The organism is Halomonas litopenaei, from assembly GCF_017303055.1.
GTDB lineage: Bacteria > Pseudomonadota > Gammaproteobacteria > Pseudomonadales > Halomonadaceae > Halomonas > Halomonas litopenaei_A.
In genome coordinates, this window is sequence record NZ_JAEKJT010000004.1 from 123,259 (window position 1) to 145,078 (window position 21,820).

A 21,820-nucleotide genomic window follows, 5' to 3' on the forward strand; every position below is an offset into this window, starting at 1 on the left:
GGATTAGAACAGGTAGGTCAGACCCACGGCGTAGCCGTCACCCTGGTCGTTGTCACGGTCACGCCAGGCGCCTTCCACGTAGGTGTACATGGCGTCGGAGATGTTGTAAGTCACGCCGCCGACCACTTCGTTGAAGTTGTCGTCGTCGTTCTCGTCATCGTTGGCGCTGGCCAGGTCGCTGAAGCCGCTGCCGCCGAAGTCGATGTACTGGTAGGCGCCGTAGACGTCGCCCATGCCGTTGCCGTAGCCGTAGCGGGCACCGATGGCGTAGTAGTCAGCGTCCTTCAGGAAGTCGTTGTCAGACTCGAAACGCTCGTACTTGAGGGCAACGCGCAGGCTGTCCCACTGGTACTGCATGGTCACACCGTACTGGTCGCCCAGATCTTCGTCATCGATGGTGACAGTGTTCTGAGTGGTAGTGACGGTGTTGTCAGTCGCATCAACAGTAGTAGTGTTGTAGGTGACGGTCTGGTCTTCGATGTCGTAGATGCCCAGATCGTCGTACACACCAGCGATAGAGAAGCCACCGTAGGTGTACTTCAGACCACCGAAGAAGGAAGCTTCGCCGCCGTCAGACAGGTTTTCGTTCTCGGCGTCGCCCTTGTACTGGCTACCGACCGCGAACTGGAAGCCACCCCAGACCGGAGAGGTGTAGGTGATCTTGTCGCCTTCGGGATCGCCAGCAACAACGTCGGCGTCGTCAGCATCTTCACCCGGAGCACCCTTGAAGGTGTTGGAGTCAGAAGCGTCGAAGTATTCGTTGTTGGTGATCGGATCCTGGATCCAGTCATCCAGCAGGGAGTCGTAGGAACCGACGCGAGCGTCACCGAAGTTGCCCTTCAAGCCGATGTAGGCGGTGTCGCCTGCATCACGGCCAGCAACTTTCATTTCGTCGGCCTTGAAGTCGTCGATTTCGATCTTGGCGTAACCGATCAGACCGTTGTAGATGACGTGCTCAGCGGCGAAACCGAAGGTAGAACCGTTGTCGGCGATTTCGTCACGAGTCTCGCCGTCTTCGTCTTTAACGCCGGCGTAAACCAGCTGGACGTTACCGTAGATGTCGAGCTTGGTGCCGTCTTGGTTGTAGACGGTAGCAGCCTGGGCGCCAACGGCGGTGAAGGCAGCAGCACCAGCGATGGCAGTCGCTAACAGTGTCTTTTTCATTGCTGAGTTCCTTTTGACTAGCTTGCTGTTTCGATCGTTGCTGCGCTTGGCAGCCTTGGCTTGCCGGTCATTGCCGGCTCGTATTTCTGTCCTGACGGGTTCCTGGCAGGGAACCTGAACAGCGAGCCTGACAGCGGCGAAGCCTTGTTATAGTCCAATGCTCGCAAGGGCAACCATATACCGGGTTTCTCAGGAGCGCAACAAGAAAAAAACACTGTTTTCGTTCCAGCTGCCCATCGCTTCGACACCGATCCCTGCGAAAATGCTACCCGAGCAGAAACTGCAAAAGGCAGTTAACGAACAATGTTCGCCAACTGCTTACCGATTCTGCATAGAAAGCTGCATCGGGCGTAGCGCTAACATCATGCCCCGCTGATGTGACGCTTTCAAGTCAATGAGAGAGCAAACGGGTTGAACAGCCGCTCCTGCTATCAACGGCATTGGGCTACCATCGCAGCGACGCCAGCACCGGCGCGTCACCGCGTTGCGTTGTGTTGTGCTGTGTTAGTGCTTCACGGATAGGCTGGTGCTGGGCGGCAGGGGTCAGGCATTGCTTGACGGCTGACGTCAGCGCTTTTTTAGCGGCTGCTGTTGTGACGCGCCAGCAGTTCATCCAGCTTTCGCTGAAGACGCGATTCCTCGCCATCACCCTGAGGGTCCGAGGTGGCGGCGGAAGTCACGCTTTCCGCAGGGCGAGCGGGCTTCGCGCTCACACTGCCAGTGTCCCGGTGGCCAGCGTGAGTTGACGCCTTGGCTGATGCGGAGGTGTCGCTATTGCCGGTGCCTGAAGGCTTGCCGGAATCGGAACGCTTGTCGGAGTCTGAGTGGTTGTCGGCGCCTGAGGATTTGTCGTTGCCGTGTCCCTTGTTGCGCCGACGGCGCGACATTGTGCCGCGCCCACGCTGCTCCGCCTGCAGTCGGTCCAGCTTGCGTTTGGCATGCTCCGCCGCCTGGGCATCGACCTGGCCGACCAGTTCGCCGTCCAGGCCAATCCGCTCCGCCCCTTCACGCACGGATTTGAGGTAGCGAGGCAGGTTGACGTAGCAGGCCAAGGCGCGGCGGACGAGCTTTTCCGGCCAGGGTTCCCGGGCGGCCAGCTCCTCGTGGATGCCCACCTTAAGCGGTCGGGTGTGGCCCTTGAAGAAGGTCTGGTCATAACGACGATACCAATCACCCAGCAGCGCCTGGGGAGACGGCGCCTTGTCAAAGGCGAGGTCGCCCTGCACTCCTACCTCTGTATCAGGCTTTTCCGCAACCTGGTCATCGCTGTGACTGGACAGCGCAGCCGTGTCGGCCGTCGCCGTTGGGGGGGTCTCGGTAGCAGTCACCTTGGCAGCAGTCAGCTCAGCAGGAGTCGACTCCTGTGCCCTTTCCTCTTTCACCGGCTCGCTGCCATGGCCCGAAGAGGCCGGGCTGTCCTGGCCGGGCTGTGACGCGATCGTCGGCGCGCTGGACGAAGCGCCCTGCTCTCCTTCATCGCTGGCAGGGCTATCGATAACAGGGCTATCGATAACAGGGCTATCGCTGACAGGACGTGGACGATGCTGCATCAGGGCAGCCAACCCCTGGGCTCGGCGCTGGGGGGGACGGAAGGCAGTAATGTCAGGTTCGTGATCCGGGTGCTCGACGCGGTCACGCAGTCGGGCATTGTGCGCCTCAAGCTCGCGATTCTGCTCATCGAGTTCGCGGTTTTCTTCCTTGAGCTCGCTATTTTCCTCGAACAGCGCGGTGCGCTCCTGGATCAACGACGTGCGTTCCTCAATCAGCGACGCGCGCTCCTCGATCAACGACGTGCGTTCCTCAAGCAGCGACTCACGCTGGGACGCCAGGGCACGATGCTCGGTTTCCAGGGTCTGCTGCGCTTGCCGCAGGGCGTCGAGCTGTGCTTCCAGATCACCCAGGCGCTCCCGTGCAGCGTTCAATTCGCTGGCCAGGCGCTGCTTGTCACCCAGCAGCTGGCGCTGGTCGCTGGACAGCTGCCGCTCGCGCAGGCGACCTTCACGCAGTCCGTCCAACAGCGACGCCGTTCGTTGCTCAAGCGCCTCCAACGGGTGTTCTGCGCGTGTCTCGCTCACGTCGACTCCTCCAGGCTCACCAGGTTACTGCGATGACGGGGCCGCTGATGTCAGCGCCCGCTATTGTCGGGATTATCGACACAGTCTGTGCCAGGCCCGGCGATGTGGCAATTGTCGCCTGTCTGCGACGATCGGCACCCACTCTATTTACCGGGCGTTCAGGCTGACATGCCGTCTTGCGAGCGGGACCGCTCGTAGCGCACAAAACGATAGTGGGGCTGGCCTTCGGCGGGCGTACCGGCGTCACTTGCCTGTTCGGTCCAATCGTCATCAAGAGCCGGGAAGAAGGCATCCCCCTCGATCTCGATATCGACCTCGGTCAGATACAGTCGCGACGCCAGCGGCATGGCCTGGGCATAAATCTGAGCGCCCCCCATCACCATGATTTCCTCAGCGGCTTCGATGGTGGCCTGCTGGTCTGCCAAGGCAATGGCGCTGGCCAGATCGTGACATACCCTGACGCCGTCATGGGCGAAGGTCTTGTCCCGCGTCACCACGATGTTGAGGCGATTGGGCAGCGGACGGCCAATGGACTCGAAGGTCTTGCGCCCCATCACCAGGGGCTTGGCCTGAGTCATGCGCTTGAAGAACTTGAGATCCTCCGGCAGGTACCAGGGCAGCTGGTTATCCACACCGATCACTCGGTTGCGCGACATGGCGGCGATCATGGCCACCGGCACAAAGGTGTCGAGCTCCGCGATCCGCTGGGCATCACTGTCAGGATGAGACTGTTCCGTCGTCGGCGCCTGGGTCATACCGCCACCTCTGCCTTGATATGGGGATGTGGTTCATAGTCTTCGATGGCAATGTGTTCGAAGCGGAAATCGAACAGGTTGTCGACGCTCGGGTCCAGCACCAGCCTGGGTGCGGACGTCGGCTGACGACTCAGCTGCAGCTCGGCCTGCTCCAGATGATTGAGGTAAAGGTGGGCATCTCCCAGGGTATGCACAAAGTCGCCGGGCTTGAGCCCAACCACCTGGGCAATCATCTGCGTCAGTAGTGCATAGCTGGCGATATTGAACGGCACGCCCAGAAAGATATCGGCGCTGCGCTGGTAGAGCTGGCACGACAGCTTGCCGTCAGCCACATAGAACTGGAACAGGCAGTGGCAAGGAGGCAGCGCCATCTCATCCACCAGGGCAGGGTTCCAGGCAGAGACAATCAGGCGACGGGATCCGGGATTCGTGGCGATCTGTTCCAACAGCGTTTCGATCTGGTCCACATGGCCGCCCCGCGGGTCGGGCCAGCTGCGCCACTGATAGCCATACACAGGCCCGAGGTCGCCATCCTCATCCGCCCACTCATCCCAGATACGGACACCGTGTTCCTTCAGGTAGGCAATATTGGTATCCCCCTTCAGAAACCACAGCAGCTCGTGAATGATCGAGCGCAGGTGAAGTTTCTTGGTCGTCACCAGCGGAAAACCACGGGACAGGTCAAAACGCATCTGGTGACCAAAGATCGAGCGGGTGCCCACGCCGGTGCGGTCTTCCCGCTCGACGCCGTTGTCCAGCACAGCGCGCATCAGATCCAGGTACGGCTGTTCCAAGGCGGGCAGAGAGGCGGTTTCAGGGGCGACGACAGACATGGGCAATCACTCGTTGGAACGTTTCAAGACGAAGCTGGCCGGTCATTCTACTGACCGGCCAGCCGTGATACCAGAAGCGGCAGCGCTCGTCCCGCAAGCGATTTGTCAGCGCCGATCGTCAAGCAACAGGCGCGCCCTCATCCGGCGCTCGGGCTAAGCCTGGCATCCACTGGCTGCCGACGGGACCAGGCCACCAGCAGCACGCCAAAAACGATCATCGGCAGACTGAGCAGCATGCCCATGGTGACCCAGTCGAAGGCAATGAAGCCTAGCTGGGGGTCGGGTCTGCGCACGAACTCCACCGAGAAGCGGAAGGCGCCGTAGCCCAGCAGGAACAGACCCGATACCAGGCCCCGACGTCTGGGCGTGGCCGACACCCACCACAGCACCACAAACAGCACCACGCCTTCCAACAAGGCTTCGTACAGCGACGATGGATGGCGCGGTTCAGGGCCATAGCCGGGAAACGGCATGCCCCAGGGCAGGTCAGTGACGCGCCCCGGCAGCTCGTGATTGATGAAGTTACCGATACGTCCTGCCCCAAGGCCGATCGGTACCAGCGGCGCGACGAAGTCGGTCAGCGTGAAAAACGCCAGCTGCTTGCGGCGGGCGAACAGCAAGGCTGCCAGCAGCACCCCGATCAGGCCGCCGTGGAAGCTCATGCCGCCATCCCACACCTTGACGATCCACAGTGGATCCGCCAGCCACTGGTCCAGTCCGTAAAACAGCGCGTACCCCAGTCGTCCCCCTGCCACGACACCGATGGCGGCGTAGAACAGCAGGTCGCCCACATCGTCACGGGTCAAACCGATCCGATGCGCTCGGCGACAGCCCAGCCACCATGCCGCGACAAAGCCGACGACATACATCAGTCCATACCAGTGGACCTTGAAGGGACCCAGCGCGATGGCCACCGGGTCGATTTGAGGGTATGACAGCATGCTCGGTTATGTCCCTGATCAGTAAGAGAGTGAAATCGATATGGCGGAAGACTCATGTGACCGCGAAACCCTGCTCGGGTTCGCTACAGCAGGAAGCCGAGTCCGACTACCGTCAGCAGCAGCGCGAATGACAGCTTGAGCACCCGTGCCGGCAGCCGGTGGGCCAGGCGCACACCCAGCCTGGCGCAGGGGACGCTGGTCAGGGCAATGCCGAACAGGGCAGGCAGCATGAGAAAGCCTACCGCCCCCTGGGGTAGCCGAGGATCGCCCCAGCCCACCGCGACAAAGGTCAGGGCCCCGACCAGCGCAATCGGCAGGCCACAGGCAGCCGAGGTGCCCACCGCCTGGGTCATGGTGGCGCCACACCGAATCAGCCAGGGTACGCTCAGAGTGCCCCCGCCGATACCGAACAGTGCAGAAATCCCCCCGATGACGCCGCCAGCGACGATCATGCTGCGCCGCCCCGGAGCGCTGCTGCCGGCCTTGGGTGAGCGCCCCAGTACCAGCTTCAGCGCGACCAGCAGCAGGAACACCCCAAACAGCGTGCCCAGCATGCCGCCGGACAGGGCTCCCGCCACGAAGACTCCGGCGATGGCCCCCAGTACCAGCCCTGGAAGCAGGGCTACCAGCCAGTCGCGGCGAATGCTGCCGCGCCGATAGTGTCCCAGGGCCGAGGAAGAACCGGTGATGACGATACTTGCCAGGGAGGTGCCTACGGCCAGGTGCATGGAAATCTCCACAGGCACTTGCTGCAGTGCAAACACGGCCATCAGGCTGGGAACGATGATCAGTCCTCCGCCCACGCCATACAAGCCGGCAAGCGCCCCAGCGACCGCCCCGAGCGCCAGATAGGACATGATGGCCATGAGCATCAGGACAGCCTCGCGGATTGAGGCAGCCAGGTGTCGAGCAATTCGAGCAATGCCTGGGGACGATACGGCTTGGCCAGGAAGGCATCCATGCCGACCTCCTTGAAGCGCTGTTGGTCTTCATCGCTGGCATTGGCCGTCAGCGCGATCACTACCGCACGAGGGCGTTCCGGGTGAGCGGCCTCGACAGCGCGCAAGCGACGAGAAGTCTCGATACCGTCGATATCAGGCAGCACGATATCCATCAGCACCAGGTCCACCACATGGGCATCTAGCCACTCCAGGGCCTCTTCGCCGCGGGTTGCGGTAACCACGTCCACCCCACGCCGTTCCAGCACTTCGCGTGCCAGCATCAAATTGACCGGGCCATCGTCGACGATCAGAACTTTCGGTGCCTGGTGTCGCGGGGATGAATCCCGAGCGGCGCTTCTCTCTTCCTCGTCGCCCGCCTCCAGGTTGTCCAGCAGCAGGCGTATATCGCCCAAGCGGCGCAGCAGCTCGCCGGAGGGCCTTGCCACACCATCGACGGTCTCAGTGTCGGCTGCCCGACGGCTTTCCTGCTGACTGTCGGCCTGCGGTGAAGGGCTGCCATCTGCTTGCATCAGTGATTCCAGCTCGACCACCAGCGGCGCCAATGCCTTGCTCAGGTGGCTCAGATAGCTCGACTTCAAGCGCGATTCCTCGCGAGCACGGGATAGTGCAGCTTCCAGCCGGCGGCTTTCCTGCTGCCAATTGCTGACTTGATCGGCATGAATGATCGGCCCCAGGCCAACCATAGGGGGCGGAGCTTCCGCCACGGGAGGAGCGCTGGACTCGAAGGCGTCCAGCAGCGTTTCGACTCGGTCAACCGGAGCGCCGGCAGCCTCAGCGGGCTTTCCTGTCCTCGTCTTGAGTACCTGATGCAGGCATGCCTCGACTCTGTCGAGCAGCCCGCCAAGATCCCGCTCCACTTCGGCTAGTCGGTGCTTGAGCAGCACCAGGAACACCATGATATTGAGCGCGGTGCCCACCAGCAGCCCCGTGATCATCCACAGCGTCGTGCTCCAGCTGGATGCCGCCGGCATCAGCCAGTGCAGCGATAGCGCCAGCACCAGGCATAGCGCCAGCAGTACCCCCTGGGCAGCTGCCACTGGCCACAGGATGGGAATGACCAGCCTGCGCCACAAGCGTTCCTTGCCGTCGTCGCCTAGCATCATCCCTACCGTTATGTGAAGGAACCACGAGTTTACGTCGCCAGCTGCCGACTGTCATGGTGGCACAGGCGACGACATAAACGCTGTCCTCGCGGATTCCCATCGGCGACATATGCCGCTACCCTGCATCGATGTGTCTTATCGCCCTGCACCACGCCCCAGCTGACAGCGTCCCCGACAGTCGGCACGCTGTTGTTCTCATCGCCAATCGCGATGAGCTACACGCTCGCCCGACCGCCCCGCTGGCGGCCTGGGACGATGCTCCCGGCCTGGTCGCAGGACGTGATCTCGAGGCCGGAGGCACCTGGCTTGGGGTGCACCGCCGCGGGCGCTTTGCCGCCATCACCAACGTCCGCGACCCCGACTTTGTCCCCGAGCCTCCGGTGGCGAGCCGCGGGCTACTGGTGCGACAAGCACTGGAAACCGACGACCTAGAACACTGGCTGCACCGTCAACAGTGCGACCATGCCCTGGCATATGCCGGTTTCAACCTGCTGGTCGGTGATGGGGAACATCTCTGGCATCTGCGCCGGGATCGTCATGGCACCACCCTTGACCGGGTCACACCAGGTACCCACGGGCTGTCCAATGCGTCACTGGATACACCATGGCCAAAACTCGAGAAAGTGACGCAGGCCCTGACTGACGATGTCATCCACCAACGGGTCGAGACACTTCCTCAGGCCCGTCGAGGGTTCAGTGACCAGCGGCGCCCGGAGGACGAGCGCCTGCCCGACACCGGCGTCGGGCTCGACCTTGAGCGCTTCCTGTCACCTGCCTTTATCGTCGGCGATGACTACGGCACCAGGGCGACCACCAGCGTGGTGCTCGTGCGGGGCGATGTGAACAACGGCGTCGATGAGCACTTTGTCATCCACGAACAACGTTTTGGCCCTGGTGGCAGCTTCCTCGGGGAAACGCGGCTGACATTGCCCATCAGCCGCCGCTAACCCAGCGCAAGCCAGCAGGTACCTGGCACTGCGCCTGAGCATCTCGATCCCATGGAGGCCTCAATCCCGTGGCGGCAGCAGATGGGCCAGCTGCCAATCTTCCATTCGCTGCGTCAGGTGGGCACGCACCTGGGCCGGGGTATCCAAGGCCAGCGTCTGCGTGACCAGCTCTGCCGCGTCCTGACGGGTCACGCGACGGATGGCAGCACGCACCCTGGGCAGGTTCGGGCCGTTCATGGACAGCACCCTGAATCCCATTCCCATCAGCAGCAGTGCTCCCGCAGGATCACCGGCCAACTCGCCGCACACCGATGTTGGCACACCCAGCTCGTCACTTTCTGCTGCCAGACGATACAGTGCCGACAGCACCGCCGGATGGCAGGAGTCATAGAGGTCCGCCACGCGTGGATTGTTGCGATCCACCGCCAGCAGGTACTGGGTCAGGTCGTTGCTGCCCACCGAGAAGAAGTCGACCCGAGCTGCCAGTGCCTTGAGCTGATAAAGGGTCGCCGGCACTTCCAGCATCACCCCCAGGCGCGGACGACGCACATCGACGCCTTCCTCGCCCAGCTCGACGATGGCGCGCTCGATCAACCTCAGGGTGTCGTCCACCTCGTTGACGTTGGTCACCATCGGCAGCAGCAGCTCCAAGTTGTCGAGGCCCTGTGAGGCTCTCAACATGGCCCGCAGCTGCACCATCAACACTTCGGGGTGATCCAGGGTCACGCGGATACCGCGCCAGCCCAGGAACGGATTGGCTTCCTCGATCGGGAAATAGGGCAGATCCTTGTCGCCACCGATGTCCAGCGTGCGCATGACCACGGGCAGAGGGGAAAAGCTCTCCAACTGCTCGCGGTAGAGGCGTGTCTGTTCCTGTTCGCCGGGGAAGCGCTCGGTGATCATGAAAGGCACTTCCGTGCGATACAGCCCCACCCCGCCGATGCGCGTCTTCAATGACGCCACGGTATCGACCGTCAGGCCGGTGTTGACCATCAGGGTCATGGCGTGGGCATCCGGCGTCACGCTGGGCAGGTCCTGCTCGTGCTCGAGCATAGCCGCCAGGGCCTTCTCCTCATTGATCAGGCTCTGATAATGGGCCACCAGCTCTGGCCCGGGCCGCACGAATACGCGCCCGCGGTGGCCGTCCATGACCAAGGGGGCACCGTCCAGGCGAGGCAGCGGCAAGTCGACCATCCCCGACACCAGCGGAATGCCCATTGCACGGGCAATGATGGCCACATGGGAGTTGCTGGAACCCCGCACCGAAATCAACCCACCGAGGCGCTCCCGCGGGACCTCGCCCAGCAGGGCAACGCTGATCTCGTCACCGATAAGAATGGCGCCCTTGGGATAGTGCTCCGGCAGGCGTGGGGATTCCTCCTGGAGGTGCGCCAGCACGCGCCGCCCCAGGTCACGCACGTCCGCCGCGCGCTCCCGCAGGTAGTCGTCATCCACGCGCTCCAGGTACTGCACGTGACGGCGGACCACGTCGGCCAGCGCCCCGGGCGCCCATTGCCCCTCTCGGATGCGCTTTTCGACTTCCTGGGATAGCGCCGCCTCTCCCAGCATCTGCTGGTACACATCGAACAGCGCCAGCTCCTGGGTAGAGATACGATTGGCGAGGCGCTCGCCTGCCGCGCGAATCTCGTCACGCACCCGCGCGATGGCCTCCTTGAGGCGAGCGATCTCGTACTCCACATCGGTGGGAATCAGGTCAGGCACGCTATCCAGATCCGCCGGGGGTGACAGCACCACCGCTTCACCGATGGCCATTCCCGGGGATGCCGCCACCCCGACAAAGGTTGCCTGGACACCGGGAAAGGCCGGACAGGTCAGACCACCGGTGGCCAGCGCATGGGCCAGCACACCCGCCAGCTGAGCGCCCATGGTGACCAGAAAGGCCTCATCGGATTCGTCATAGCGTCGTCGTTCGGTCTGCTGCACCACCAGTACGCCGAGCATGCGCCGCTGGTGAATGATGGGAACACCAAGAAAACTGGAATAGCGCTCTTCGCCGGTGGCCTCGAAATAGCGGAAGCTGGGATGCGCCTGGGCATCTTCCAGGTTGAGAGGCTCTTCCCTGCGTGCAACGGTACCCACCAGCCCCTCGCCCACCGGAAGCGCCACCTGGCCCACGGCCTGGGTACGCAGGCCGATGGTCTCCATCAGGACCAGGGCTTCACGTTCGCTGTCGTAGAGATAGAACGAGCAGACGTCGGTCTGCATCGCCTTGCGCGTGCGCCGAACGAGGGTCGCCAGCGCAGCGTCCAGGCTGCGCGCGCTGTTGACCTCTTGAATGATGCGTTGAAGGACCTTGAGCATGAAAGGCCTCACCCCTGTTCTTGTACTGGTCCGGTCAAGGGGCGACCGAACAATGATTGGGGACCATCTTGCCAGGTCAGCGAGCTCGCCGGACAAGATCGCCACACGCGCCGGATCATCCTTTCTCCAGCACCAGGCTCTGGGCACGGGGCAACAGTTCCCGTAACGCCCTGCGGTAGACCTCCCTCTTGAACGGCACTACCTGTCCTAGCGGATACCAGTAGCTGACCCAACGCCAGCCGTCGAACTCCGGCTTGGCGGTGCCATCTACACAGATGCGGTTTTCCTGACAGCGGATACGCAACAGGAACCACTTCTGCTTCTGTCCAATGCACACTGGGCGCGAGTGTGTGCGAACCATGCGTCGCGGCAGGCGGTAGCGCAGCCACCCCCTGGTGCAGGCCAGAATCTCCACGTCCTCGGCGGTCAGGCCGATCTCTTCATGAAGCTCTCTGAACAAGGCCTGCTGTGGCGTCTCATCAGACTTGATGCCTCCCTGGGGAAATTGCCACGCGTTCTGCCCTACCCGACGCGCCCAAAGCAGCTGCCCCAGGTCGTTGACGATGATGATGCCAACGTTGGGGCGAAAGCCGTCTGCGTCGATCACGGGCTTCACCTTTTTAATCGGTATTAACTGCATTCTTCCACAATGGCTTGAAGCGCATCAATACGACATCTCGAACCCCTGGCGACCTTCTGACATAATCGCCCCTTTTGCGGCCTCCCCAAACCACACGGCCATGGGTCCCTTGAGCGCTATCGTCGCGGGCGGATCCACCCACAATGCCGGGGCAGGAGGCCATGTCACGCATGCGCTGGGAGACACCGAGTGAGTCTGGCGATCTTCGATTTGGATAATACCCTGCTGTCGATCGACAGCGATCATGCCTGGGGCGAGTTTCTGCTCGAACAGGGCGCCGTAGACCCGGTGGCTTACCGCGAGGCAAATGATCGCTTCAAGGCGGACTACGATGCCGGACGCCTGGACATGATGGCGTTTCTCGAGGTGGCCCTGAAGCCACTGGCGGACAATTCCATGGAGCAGCTGGCCGCCTGGCATCAGCAGTTCATGGTCAGCAAGATCGAGCCCAACATCCTGCCCCTGGCGGAAGAGCTGATCGCCCGTCATCGCACCCGCGGTGACACTCTGTTGATCATCACCGCCACCAATCGCTTCATTACGGCTCCCATCGCCGAGCGCCTTGGCATCGACGAGCTGATCGCCGTCGAGCCGGAAATACAGGATGGCCGCTACACCGGTCGGGTCAGCGGCACGCCCAGCTTTCAGCAAGGCAAGGTCACCCGGTTGCAGCAGTGGCTCGATACCCGCGACGACACCCTGGACGGTGCCTGGTTCTACAGCGACTCCCACAATGACCTGCCGCTGCTGGAAATGATCGACCATCCTGTGGCGGTGGACCCGGACCCGGCCCTGCGCGAAGTCGCCGAGGCCCGCGGCTGGAAGATCATCAGCCTGAGAGACTGAGCCGACCGGGCCTTTATCTCAGGGGGGCTGTCTCAGGGGGGCTGTCTCAGGGGGGCTGTCTCAGGGGCCCTGTCTCCGCCCCCTGCCGCTCTGGTTTCTGGTTTCCGCCGACAGGCACGCCCTACAGGCAAAAAAAGCCCCATCGCGATGCGATGGGGCTTTTGCGTATCAGACAGTGCATCCAAGACAGTGCATGGCTGACGGGCACCGCCTGGGGCTGATCAGCCCAGCAGGTGCTCGACGGCAGCACGCTCTTCGCGCAGCTCGTCTTCGGTAGCCTTCATCTTGCCACGGCTGAACTCGTCGACTTCCAGACCCTGGACGATCTCGTACTTGCCGTCCTTGCACACCACCGGGTAGGAATACATGATGCCCGGCTCGACGCCGTAGCTGCCGTCAGCGGGGATACCCATGCTGACGATGCCGTCGCTGCCCAGCGCCCAGTCGCGCATATGGTCGATGGCGGCAGACGCTGCAGAGGCAGCAGAAGACGCGCCACGGGCCTTGATGATGGCCGCACCGCGCTGCTGTACGGTGGGGATGAAGTCGTTCTCGTACCAGTCACGCTCGACCAGATCGAACGCCGGCTTGCCGTCCACCTTGCAGTGGGACAGGTCGGGGTACTGAGTGGCGCTGTGGTTGCCCCACACGATCATGCTGTCGACGTCGGTGACGTGCTTGCCCGCTTTCTGGGCCAGCTGGGTCTTGGCACGGTTGTGGTCAAGACGCATCATCGCGGTGAACTGACCCGGATCGAGGTCCGGTGCGTTGCAGGATGCGATCAGTGCGTTGGTATTGGCCGGGTTGCCCACCACCAGCACACGGATGTCACGGCTGGCGCTGTCATTGATGGCCTTGCCCTGGGCAGAGAAGATGGCCGCGTTGGCTTCGAGCAGATCCTTGCGCTCCATGCCCGGTCCGCGCGGACGAGCGCCGACCAGCAGAGCAAAATCAGCGTCCTTGAAGGCCACGTTGGCATCGTCGGTGGCAACGATGTCCTGAACCAGCGGGAAGGCACAGTCATTGAGCTCCATCACGACGCCATTCAGCGCTTCCATGGCCGGGGTGATCTCGAGCAGCTGCAGGATGACCGGCTGATCCGGGCCGAGCATGTCGCCGGCGGCAATACGGAAAGCGAGAGAGTAGCTGATCTGACCGGCGGCGCCGGTGATGGCAATACGGACGGGGTCTTTCATTTTGGCTCCTTGGGATTGTCGCCGTGGAAGGCCCGGGATCGGCAGGGACATCCTCGGCCGTCACCGGCGGCAAAGGCTGCTGACGGTCACTGCGATAGATGCCCTGACTGCCCAGGCGGCGTTCAGGACGCGGAAAATCTTATGCCTGCAGTGCACAAAACTCAATCGACCCGGTACGAATGGACCACAAACACCCCGACTTGACCGGCAGCATGACGCCGCCAATGGCAGCGGGGCGTGACCGGCGGCCACGCCATGGCCACGCTTCATGGGGTCAGGAAACACCCTCGGCAGGCGCGTGAGCGTCGTGCAGGCGCGATATCAACTGATCTTCCAGGCCAAAGCGCTCGGACAGGCCCTTCTTCAGGCGCTCGAGCCAGGCCGGCAGGCGCGGCAGGAACCGCTGACAGCGCACCGGGGTAGAGTAATCCTCGTCAAACGACAGCACCAGTTCGGTGGACATTTCGAGCCGTTCCAGCAGACGATCCGCGAGATTGAGGGCAGCGGTGTCATCGAAGGCACGGGCCTCTTCCCGCAACTGCGGATAGACCTCGAAATGCCCCGCGCTGATGTAGTCCATCAACGTCTCGCTGAAACTGTCGATACGCTCCTTGGTGATGGTCTCGAGATCTGCATCACAGGACTGTTCGAGCTCGCTCAGCACCTCCAGCAGATGCTCGCGCTGCTCAAGCCAGCGATCGATCAGCTGATGGACTCCTCCCCAGCGTTCGCTGGCAGACTTGCAATCTTCCAACATGGCGGCCTCCCTAGCGCTGCCTCACCACGAAAATGCGCGGATCAACAGACTCACTCCAGAAGACCGCCCTGTCAACGCATGCATGCCAAGTACCTGATTGGCCGTTGCCGACTCCCCCTGCTCGGCACAACAGCGCCGCTCAACTTGTCCGCTAGGGGACCGGGCGGCGAGCGCTGTCAACCGTTCCAGCGATAGCCGGTAGAGCTTCGGCGAAGGGTCGTCAGCATGGCAATCGGCACCACCAGCAATACGACAAAGCCGATCAGCGTCCAACCGGGCAGCGACAAGCCCAGCAGCCGCCCACCCACTTCAGCGCACTCACCAGAACCGGTCAGGACCATGGACACCACCTGGGAAAGCGGCAGGATATCCACCATGTAATCGAGGCCAGGCCCACAGCTGGGCACCTGGTCAGCGGGCAACGATTGCAGCCACAGATGGCGCATGGCCAGCCCCGCCCCCGACAGTACCGCGATGGCCGCCACGATGCTGTAGACAGCCCCAGCAAGACGCCCCTCGGGCCCATGCAGCGCAGCAATGGCAAACACGACCCCCGCCGCGATGACCGCCACTCGCTGGAACACACACAGCGGACACGGCTCGAGTCCCACCACGTGCTCCAGCACCAGCGCTACCGCCATCATCATCACGCAGAACCCCAGCCCCACAAGGCTCCACTGCCGCAGACTCCATTCGCTCATTTAAGACGTTCTCCAGTCGGTGGCGTCATGTCCATCGGGGTCAGGGCACGGGTTTCTCGTGCCCGTGCAAAGTAATCTTCCAGAAAATCGGCAAAGGCCGTGCTGTCGTCCGCCTCGATGTCACGCTGCTGCTGATGCGAGGTCTCGACCAGCTCGTCCAGCATTCCCTGGCGCGAGCGATTGAGCGGTGTGCTCGCCAGCGTCTCGGCCTGCTCTCGAGCGATCGCCAGCATGGCATCGACGAACTCCTCGCCGGTCTCTTCCAGACGCGCCAGCAGACGCGCTGACGGCGTCAGCGAAGGGTCGTCAATGCGCGGCGCGAAGGCATCGACGGCATCCAGGTGAGGACTGCCCTCCTCCAGCTGGTCGAGCAGCCTGGCGACCTCACGCATGTCGGCGATGATCCCATGGCTCCACTCGGCCATTTCTCGGACCTGCCCTCGGTCATTGAGTTCAAGTCCCGGCTTGCGCCCCTGCTCCACCACCAGACGACGATTGTCGTCCAGATGATCGCACTCCTCATCTGAAATCCACGGGCTGTCCGACAGCAGGCACCAGACCAGGAAGGTATCGAGGAAGCGCGTCTGCTGCGCATCGATTCCCAGGGTCGCGAAGGGATCGATATCCAGGCAGCGCACCTCGATGTACTCGACGCCCCTGGCCTCGAGCGCCTGGCTCGGGGTTTCGTCGTGGCGCGTCACCCGCTTGGGCCGGATATCGCTGTAGTACTCGTTTTCGATCTGCAGGATATTGGCGTTCAGCTGGTTCCAGCGTTCCCCGTCACGGACACCAAGGGCGGCGTAGTCTGGCCAGGCGGTGGAGATCGCGTGGCGCAGCGTGTTGACGTAGTTCGACAGCGAGTTGAAGCAGATCTTCAGCTGATCCTGGACCTTGTTCTGATAGCCCAGATCCGACATCCGCAGGCTGGTGGCATAGCGCGATACCAGGGTGTTCTCACCCAGTCGCTCCAGACCTTTCGGCACGCTGCCATCGGGCAGGAAACTGGTATCGAGCGCCGGCGAGGCCCCAAACAGGTACAACAGCAACCAGCTATGGCGGCGGAAATTACGAATCAGACCGAAATAGCGCGCCGAACGGTACTCGCCCATCGACATGGCTTCCTGCTCGTCCAGCGTCTTGAGCAGAGTCCACAGGTCATCCGGCAGGGACACATTGTAGTGAATCCCGGCGATCGACTGCATGATGCGTCCATAGCGGGCGTCCAGGCCACGCCGGTAGACGTGCTTCATGGTGCCGACATTGGACGTGCCGTAGTCCGCGATCGGCACGCTGTCATTGCCCTCCAGCCGGGACGGCATGCTGGCAGGCCAGATCCACTCCCCATCGAGCTGGCGATAGGTATAGCGATGGAGGTCGGCCAGAAATTCCAGGGCCTCATCCGGACGGCTATAGACCGGTGTGATGTACTCCAGCAGCGATTCGGAGTAGTCCGTGGTGATATGCGGATGGGTCAGTTTCGAACCCAGCGCCCGTGGGTGAAAGGTCGCCGCGATACGACCGCGGTCATCGACCCTTAGCCCCTCTTTTTCGATGCCTCGGCGCAGACGGCCGAAGCGTCGCGCAGCCGCGGGGCCGCGCAGTCGTTCGAGGAGCGAGGAAAGCTGAGTGGACAAGGTGAACACCCCGTGTCATGGAAGGGCCCGGGGGCCTGCTTCGTGTGGCGGCGACGGCAGCGGGCGCTACTGCGCCCGCCCTTGTGGTCGCCAGATTATGGCGATCCGTCGACAGGATTCAAGAACGCCCCTGCTTGGCCTTGAGCAAGGCGGCCCCCAGTGCGCCCATCGGCGCAGCGGAAGCGTCCTCCTTGCCGCCACCGTTGCCCCGCTGGCGGCGCCCCTGTCCAGGCTGGCTCTTGCCACCGCCTTCGCGACGACGAGGTGCCTGCCTGGAGTCGCCTGCCTCGGCGTCTGGGGTGTCATCCAGGCGCATCGACAGTCCAATGCGAGCGCGCGGCAGGTCGACGTTCATCACCTTGACCTTGACGATATCCCCGGCCTTGACCACGCTGCGGGGATCTTCGACGAAGCGGTCGGACAGTGCCGAAATGTGCACAAGGCCGTCCTGGTGGACGCCGATGTCGACAAAGGCCCCGAAGTGGGTGACGTTGGTCACGGTGCCTTCCAGCACCATGCCTGGCTCCAGATCCTTCAGCGTTTCGACGCCTTCACGGAACTGCGCTGCACGAAACTCCGGACGCGGGTCGCGACCCGGCTTGTCGAGTTCCGAGATGATGTCGCTGACGGTGGGAACACCGAAGCGCTCATCGGCGTAGTCGGCGGGTTTCAACGACTTCAGCGTCGCACTGTCACCGATCAGTCCAGCCACCTCTCGACCACTGCCAGCGGCAATGCGTTCAACCAGCGGATAGGCTTCCGGGTGAACCGCGCTGGCATCCAGCGGATTGCTGCCGTTCATGATGCGCAGAAAGCCGGCACACTGCTCGAAGGTCTTGGGCCCAAGCCGGGACACCTCCAGCAGATCGCGACGATCGCGGAAGACACCCTTGGCATTTCGCTGCAGCACGATGTTCTCGGCCAGCCCCGGATTGAGGCCCGCCACCCGTGACAGCAGCGCCGACGACGCGGTATTGAGGTCCACCCCGACCGCGTTGACACAGTCTTCGATAACCGCTTCCAGACTGCGGGACAGCTGCACCTGGGACACGTCATGCTGGTACTGGCCGACACCGATGGACTTCGGCTCAATCTTGACCAGCTCCGCCAGCGGATCCTGCAGACGACGGGCAATCGACACCGCACCACGAATGGTCACATCGAGATCCGGGAGCTCTCGGGCGGCGTATTCCGAAGCGGAATAGACCGAAGCCCCGGCCTCGGACACCATCACCTTGGACAGGCCAGGATCCTTCATCGCCTTCAGCAGATCGCCGGCCAGGCGGTCGGTCTCCCGGCTGGCGGTGCCATTACCTACTGCGATCAACGCCACATCGTGCTTCTTGACCAGCTTTGCCAGTTCGGCCAGAGAGGCGTCCCACTGATTGCGCGGTGCATGAGGGAAGATGGTCGCCTGCTCGAGGAACTGCCCCGTCGCATCGACCACCGCCACCTTGCAGCCGGTACGCAGACCCGGATCGATGGCCAGGGTCGACTTGGGCCCCGCCGGCGCGGCCAGCAGCAGGTCCTTCAGATTGGCGGCAAAGACATCGATGGCCTCGCCTTCGGCACGTTCGCGCAGGCGCCCCATCAGCTCTGTCTCGAGGTGGGTATACAGCTTCACTCGCCACGTCCAGCGCACGACTTCGGCAAGCCAGCGATCCGCCTTGCGGCCCTCATCGGTGATGCTGACATGCTTGGCGATGGCCACCTGCGCAGGATGCACCGGTGCCTCGTCCTCTCCTGGCAGGCGCAAGGACAGCGCCAGCACGCCCTCGTTGCGGCCGCGGAACATGGCCAGGGCCCGGTGAGAAGGCACCTTGGCCAGGGCTTCATCATGCTCGAAGTAATCGGAGAACTTCGCGCCTTCCTGCTCCTTGCCGGCAATCACCCTGCTGGACAGCTCGCCTTCGCTCCACAGGCGCTCACGCAGGCGACCCACCAGTTCCGGGTCCTCGGCAAAGCGCTCCATCAGGATCTGCTTGGCGCCATCCAGGGCTGCCTTGGCATCCTCGATGGCGGGCGTCTCGCCTTCCGCTGGACGCAGGTAGGCCTGAGCCTCGTGCTCGGGGTCCAGGGTAGGATCCGCCAGCAGGGCGTCAGCCAGTGGCTCAAGGCCAGCCTCACGGGCAATCTGGGCCTTGGTCCGACGCTTCTTGCGATAGGGAAGGTACAAATCTTCCAGGCGCTGCTTGGTGTCGGCCGAGCGAATGCTGGCGGCCAGCGCGTCGGTCAGCTTGCCCTGCTCGTCGATGGCGGCGAGCACCGCTTCCCGGCGCTCCTCGAGCTCACGCAGGTAACCTAGCCGTTCTTCCAGCGTGCGCAGCTGAGTGTCGTCCAGTCCGCCGGTGACTTCCTTGCGGTAACGTGCGATGAAAGGCACCGTCGCGCCGCCATCCAGCAGCTCGACGGTAGCAGAGATCTGAGATGCCTTGACCGCGAGCTCTTCGGCCAGGCGGGCAATGATCTTGGCGTTAGCGTCCATGAAATCCTTGGCAATACGACGTCAATGATCCCGCCAAGGTATCACAAAGCGACTGTCGACGCCGCCGCTACCCACTGCCGAGGATCAAGGACAGAAACCCTGATGAAACGGGCGCCGGGGCATGCCGCCAATGGCTATCCGGTACACCCCGGCAGCCTCCCTGGCATGCGCCCAGTCGCCTCGATGGGAGGTCAGGCGGGCACGAACTTCAGCGCGACGCCATTGTTGCACCAGCGCAGACCGGTGGGATCCGGGCCGTCCTCAAAGACGTGACCATGATGACTACCACAGCGGGCACAGTGATATTCGGTGCGCGGCCAGAGAATCTTGTAGTCCGCGCTGGTCAGCAAATGCCCCGGCACATGGTCAAAGAAGCTTGGCCAGCCGGTACCGGAGTCATACTTCATCGCGCTGGTGAACAGCAGCAGGTCGCAGCCGGCACAGCGGAACTCTCCCTCACGCTTCTCATTGTCCAGAGGGCTTGAGCCTGCAGGTTCAGTGCCCTCCTCGCGCATCACGTCGAATTGTGCAGGTGTCAGGCGCTCGCGCCATTCGTCCTCGCTCAGCTCCAGCGGCTCGATATCCGGGCTACGCGTCAAATCCAGCTCAGGGCGAGCGTTAGCCACGGCTGGCACCATACTGGCCAGGCCGCCAAGCCCGATAAGCGCCAAGAAGTTGCGTCGTTTCATTGTGCTATCTCCTGCGTCAGGGTCGCTGCTCAGTCGCACCGATATCACTCGACCTTACAGCCGCACGGCCATGCCGTTGTCATTATCGACTCACAAAAAAAGGAGAAGGCTTTCGCCTTCTCCTCTCTCGACCGCGCCGCTTACCCAAGGTTCCTCTCTGGCAAGGTTCCCGCTGGCAGCGCCGGTGCGGCGTCTAGACCAGGCTCGGCCCGGCCTTGACGATGGCATCGCTGACGCCGTCGAACTTCTTGAAGTTCTCGACAAACTTGGCCGCCAGCTCGTCGCGCTTGCGGTCGTAGGCCGCGAGGTCTTCCCAGGTCTGACGGGGATCCAGCAGACGCGACTCGACGCCGGGCACCGCCGTAGGTACAGACAGGTTGAGGCCGTCGATCTGGCGAGTTTCGACGTCGCGCAGTACGCCGGATTGAATGGCGTGGATGATGGCGCGTGTCGTGGGAATGGAGAAACGTGAACCGCCTTCACCATAGGCACCACCGGTCCAGCCGGTGTTGACCAGGTAGACCTGGGCATCCTTCTCTTCGACGCGCTTGATCAGAAGGTCGGCATACTCGCGCGCAGGGCGCGGGAAGAACGGCGCACCGAAGCAGGTGGAGAACGTTGCTTCAAGGCCGCTGGAAGAGCCCATTTCGGTCGAACCCACCTTGGCGGTATAGCCGGACAGAAAGTGATAGGCAGCAGCTTCCTTGGACAGCACGGACACCGGCGGCAGGACGCCGCTCATGTCGCAGGTCAGGAAGACGATGGCGCTTGGCTCGCCGGCACGGTTTTCCGCCACACGCTTTTCCACGTGCTCCAGCGGATACGCCGCCCGGGAATTCTGGGTCAGGCTGTCGTCGGCGTAGTTGGGCTCACGACGGTCGTTGAGCACCACGTTTTCCAGCACGGTGCCGAACTTGATGGCATTCCAGATGACCGGCTCATTCTTCTCGGACAGGTCGATGCACTTGGCGTAGCACCCGCCTTCAAAGTTGAACACGGTACCTACGCCCCAACCATGCTCGTCGTCACCGATCAGGAAACGACCCGGATCCGCCGACAGGGTGGTCTTGCCGGTGCCGGACAGACCGAAGAACAACGTGGTCTCACCGTCCTCGCCAACGTTGGCGCTGCAGTGCATCGGCAGCACGTCGAGCTCGGGCAGCAGGAAGTTCTGCACCGAGAACATGGCCTTCTTCATTTCACCGGCGTAACGCATGCCGGCGATCAACACCCGGCGCTTGGCGAAGTTGATGATCACGCAGCCGTCGGAGTTGGTGCCGTCACGGCTTGGGTCACACACAAAGTGCGGTGCGTTGAGAATGGCCCACTCGTCCTTGCGCGAAGGGTTATAGGCCTCGGGACGCACGAACATGGTACGGCCGAACAGGTTGTGCCATGCCGTCTCCGTGGTCACCCGCACCGGCAGGTAGTGAGTCGGGTCGCTGCCCACGTGCAGCTCGCTGACGTAGCTGTCCTGCTCACCCAGATAGCCTTCCACTCGCGTCCACAGGGCATCGAAGCGCTCGGCGTCGAAGGGACGGTTGACGTTGCCCCAGTCGATCTTGGCGCTGGTGGACGGCTCATCGACGATAAAGCGGTCCTTGGGCGAGCGACCAGTGCGTTCGCCGGTCTTGACCACGAGGGCTCCGTGGGAGGCCAGACGGCCCTCGCCATTGGCCACCGCGCGCTCGATGAGCTCGGCAGTACTGAGGTTGACGTGAACGACGGGAGACTGCTGGGTGGTGGTCATAGGATTCCTGGGCCTTCGGC

General features: G+C 62.8%; 18 protein-coding genes. 2 read left to right on the plus strand and 16 right to left on the minus strand.

From position 1 onward, the window contains the following. Positions 1–3: 3 nt before the first annotated feature. The 7 genes from JF545_RS07935 to JF545_RS07965 all read right to left on the minus strand — a co-directional run bounded on the left by JF545_RS07935 (position 4) and on the right by JF545_RS07965 (position 7,830). A complete protein-coding gene (locus tag JF545_RS07935; RefSeq protein WP_206941093.1) occupies positions 4–1,164 on the minus strand; it encodes a porin in 1,161 nt (386 codons plus the stop codon). Between the two features lie 578 nt (positions 1,165–1,742). Beyond that, positions 1,743–3,239 (minus strand): ProQ/FINO family protein, encoded by a 1,497-nt coding sequence (locus JF545_RS20135; protein ID WP_347401319.1) that lies wholly within the window; start codon positions 3,237–3,239, stop codon positions 1,743–1,745. A gap of 158 nt (positions 3,240–3,397) precedes the next feature. Then, positions 3,398–3,907, minus strand: coding sequence for a dihydrofolate reductase (locus JF545_RS07945; RefSeq protein ID WP_224852007.1), 510 nt, complete (start codon positions 3,905–3,907; stop codon positions 3,398–3,400). 83 nt (positions 3,908–3,990) lie between these two features. Beyond that, positions 3,991–4,827, minus strand: a complete 837-nt coding sequence (locus JF545_RS07950) for a thymidylate synthase (RefSeq protein ID WP_206941097.1) — start codon at positions 4,825–4,827, stop codon at positions 3,991–3,993. A 137-nt stretch (positions 4,828–4,964) separates the two neighbouring features. After that, the gene (lgt, locus tag JF545_RS07955; protein ID WP_206941099.1) at positions 4,965–5,768 is read right to left on the minus strand and encodes a prolipoprotein diacylglyceryl transferase; all 804 of its coding nucleotides are present in this window, start codon (positions 5,766–5,768) and stop codon (positions 4,965–4,967) included. Positions 5,769–5,851: 83 nt separating this feature from the next. Beyond that, entirely contained in the window at positions 5,852–6,640 is a 789-nt protein-coding gene (locus tag JF545_RS07960) for a sulfite exporter TauE/SafE family protein (RefSeq protein WP_206941101.1), read from the minus strand. Further along, a complete protein-coding gene (locus JF545_RS07965) occupies positions 6,640–7,830 on the minus strand; it encodes a response regulator (RefSeq protein ID WP_206941103.1) in 1,191 nt (396 codons plus the stop codon). The genes JF545_RS07960 and JF545_RS07965 overlap by 1 nt, the downstream gene beginning before the upstream one ends. Positions 7,831–7,961: 131 nt before the next feature. Between JF545_RS07965 and JF545_RS07970 the strand changes: the two genes are divergently transcribed. Then, positions 7,962–8,780: an NRDE family protein gene (locus tag JF545_RS07970; protein WP_206941112.1), complete on the plus strand. Its 819-nt coding sequence runs from the start codon at positions 7,962–7,964 to the stop codon at positions 8,778–8,780. 60 nt (positions 8,781–8,840) lie between these two features. Here the strand turns inward: JF545_RS07970 and ptsP are convergent, their stop codons facing one another. Both ptsP and JF545_RS07980 read right to left on the minus strand, forming a co-directional pair. Beyond that, complete coding sequence (gene ptsP, locus JF545_RS07975) at positions 8,841–11,102, minus strand: phosphoenolpyruvate--protein phosphotransferase (RefSeq protein ID WP_206941114.1); 2,262 nt, start codon at positions 11,100–11,102, stop codon at positions 8,841–8,843. Positions 11,103–11,217: 115 nt separating this feature from the next. Continuing rightward, complete coding sequence (locus tag JF545_RS07980; protein ID WP_206941116.1) at positions 11,218–11,709, minus strand: RNA pyrophosphohydrolase; 492 nt, start codon at positions 11,707–11,709, stop codon at positions 11,218–11,220. 222 nt (positions 11,710–11,931) lie between these two features. Between JF545_RS07980 and JF545_RS07985 the strand changes: the two genes are divergently transcribed. Continuing rightward, positions 11,932–12,588, plus strand: coding sequence for an HAD family hydrolase (locus JF545_RS07985; RefSeq protein ID WP_206941118.1), 657 nt, complete (start codon positions 11,932–11,934; stop codon positions 12,586–12,588). Positions 12,589–12,809: 221 nt separating this feature from the next. On the opposite strand, the gene JF545_RS07990 is transcribed toward JF545_RS07985, so the two are convergent. From JF545_RS07990 to JF545_RS08020, 7 genes are all read right to left on the minus strand, one after another. Further along, positions 12,810–13,784: a malate dehydrogenase gene (locus tag JF545_RS07990; protein WP_206941120.1), complete on the minus strand. Its 975-nt coding sequence runs from the start codon at positions 13,782–13,784 to the stop codon at positions 12,810–12,812. A gap of 274 nt (positions 13,785–14,058) precedes the next feature. Further along, complete coding sequence (gene rsd / locus JF545_RS07995) at positions 14,059–14,541, minus strand: sigma D regulator (RefSeq protein WP_206941122.1); 483 nt, start codon at positions 14,539–14,541, stop codon at positions 14,059–14,061. A gap of 176 nt (positions 14,542–14,717) precedes the next feature. Continuing rightward, positions 14,718–15,242, minus strand: coding sequence for a disulfide bond formation protein B (locus JF545_RS08000; RefSeq protein WP_206941125.1), 525 nt, complete (start codon positions 15,240–15,242; stop codon positions 14,718–14,720). Continuing rightward, the gene (gene gshA / locus JF545_RS08005; RefSeq protein ID WP_409995513.1) at positions 15,239–16,885 is read right to left on the minus strand and encodes a glutamate--cysteine ligase; all 1,647 of its coding nucleotides are present in this window, start codon (positions 16,883–16,885) and stop codon (positions 15,239–15,241) included. Before gshA ends, JF545_RS08000 begins: the two co-directional genes overlap by 4 nt. A 109-nt stretch (positions 16,886–16,994) precedes the next feature. Beyond that, entirely contained in the window at positions 16,995–19,361 is a 2,367-nt protein-coding gene (locus JF545_RS08010) for a Tex family protein (protein WP_206941129.1), read from the minus strand. Between the two features lie 191 nt (positions 19,362–19,552). Then, positions 19,553–20,050 carry a peptide-methionine (R)-S-oxide reductase MsrB gene (msrB, locus tag JF545_RS08015; protein ID WP_206941131.1) on the minus strand — a complete coding sequence of 166 codons (498 nt, stop codon included), beginning with the start codon at positions 20,048–20,050 and terminating at the stop codon, positions 19,553–19,555. A gap of 193 nt (positions 20,051–20,243) precedes the next feature. Next, positions 20,244–21,800: a phosphoenolpyruvate carboxykinase gene (locus tag JF545_RS08020; RefSeq protein WP_206941133.1), complete on the minus strand. Its 1,557-nt coding sequence runs from the start codon at positions 21,798–21,800 to the stop codon at positions 20,244–20,246. Positions 21,801–21,820: the final 20 nt, after the last annotated feature.

Bases quoted from the DNA above. Each gene is read 5' to 3' on its own strand.
- JF545_RS07935 (WP_206941093.1), bottom strand. From the start codon at position 1,164: ATGAAAAAGACACTGTTAGCGACTGCCATCGCTGGTGCTGCTGCCTTC.
- JF545_RS07945 (WP_224852007.1), bottom strand. From the start codon at position 3,907: ATGATCGCCGCCATGTCGCGCAACCGAGTGATCGGTGTGGATAACCAG.
- JF545_RS07950 (WP_206941097.1), bottom strand. From the start codon at position 4,827: ATGTCTGTCGTCGCCCCTGAAACCGCCTCTCTGCCCGCCTTGGAACAG.
- lgt (WP_206941099.1), bottom strand. From the start codon at position 5,768: ATGCTGTCATACCCTCAAATCGACCCGGTGGCCATCGCGCTGGGTCCC.
- JF545_RS07960 (WP_206941101.1), bottom strand. From the start codon at position 6,640: ATGCTCATGGCCATCATGTCCTATCTGGCGCTCGGGGCGGTCGCTGGG.
- JF545_RS07965 (WP_206941103.1), bottom strand. From the start codon at position 7,830: ATGCTAGGCGACGACGGCAAGGAACGCTTGTGGCGCAGGCTGGTCATT.
- JF545_RS07970 (WP_206941112.1), top strand. From the start codon at position 7,962: ATGTGTCTTATCGCCCTGCACCACGCCCCAGCTGACAGCGTCCCCGAC.
- ptsP (WP_206941114.1), bottom strand. From the start codon at position 11,102: ATGCTCAAGGTCCTTCAACGCATCATTCAAGAGGTCAACAGCGCGCGC.
- JF545_RS07990 (WP_206941120.1), bottom strand. From the start codon at position 13,784: ATGAAAGACCCCGTCCGTATTGCCATCACCGGCGCCGCCGGTCAGATC.
- rsd (WP_206941122.1), bottom strand. From the start codon at position 14,541: ATGTTGGAAGATTGCAAGTCTGCCAGCGAACGCTGGGGAGGAGTCCAT.
- JF545_RS08000 (WP_206941125.1), bottom strand. From the start codon at position 15,242: ATGAGCGAATGGAGTCTGCGGCAGTGGAGCCTTGTGGGGCTGGGGTTC.
- JF545_RS08010 (WP_206941129.1), bottom strand. From the start codon at position 19,361: ATGGACGCTAACGCCAAGATCATTGCCCGCCTGGCCGAAGAGCTCGCG.
- msrB (WP_206941131.1), bottom strand. From the start codon at position 20,050: ATGAAACGACGCAACTTCTTGGCGCTTATCGGGCTTGGCGGCCTGGCC.
- JF545_RS08020 (WP_206941133.1), bottom strand. From the start codon at position 21,800: ATGACCACCACCCAGCAGTCTCCCGTCGTTCACGTCAACCTCAGTACT.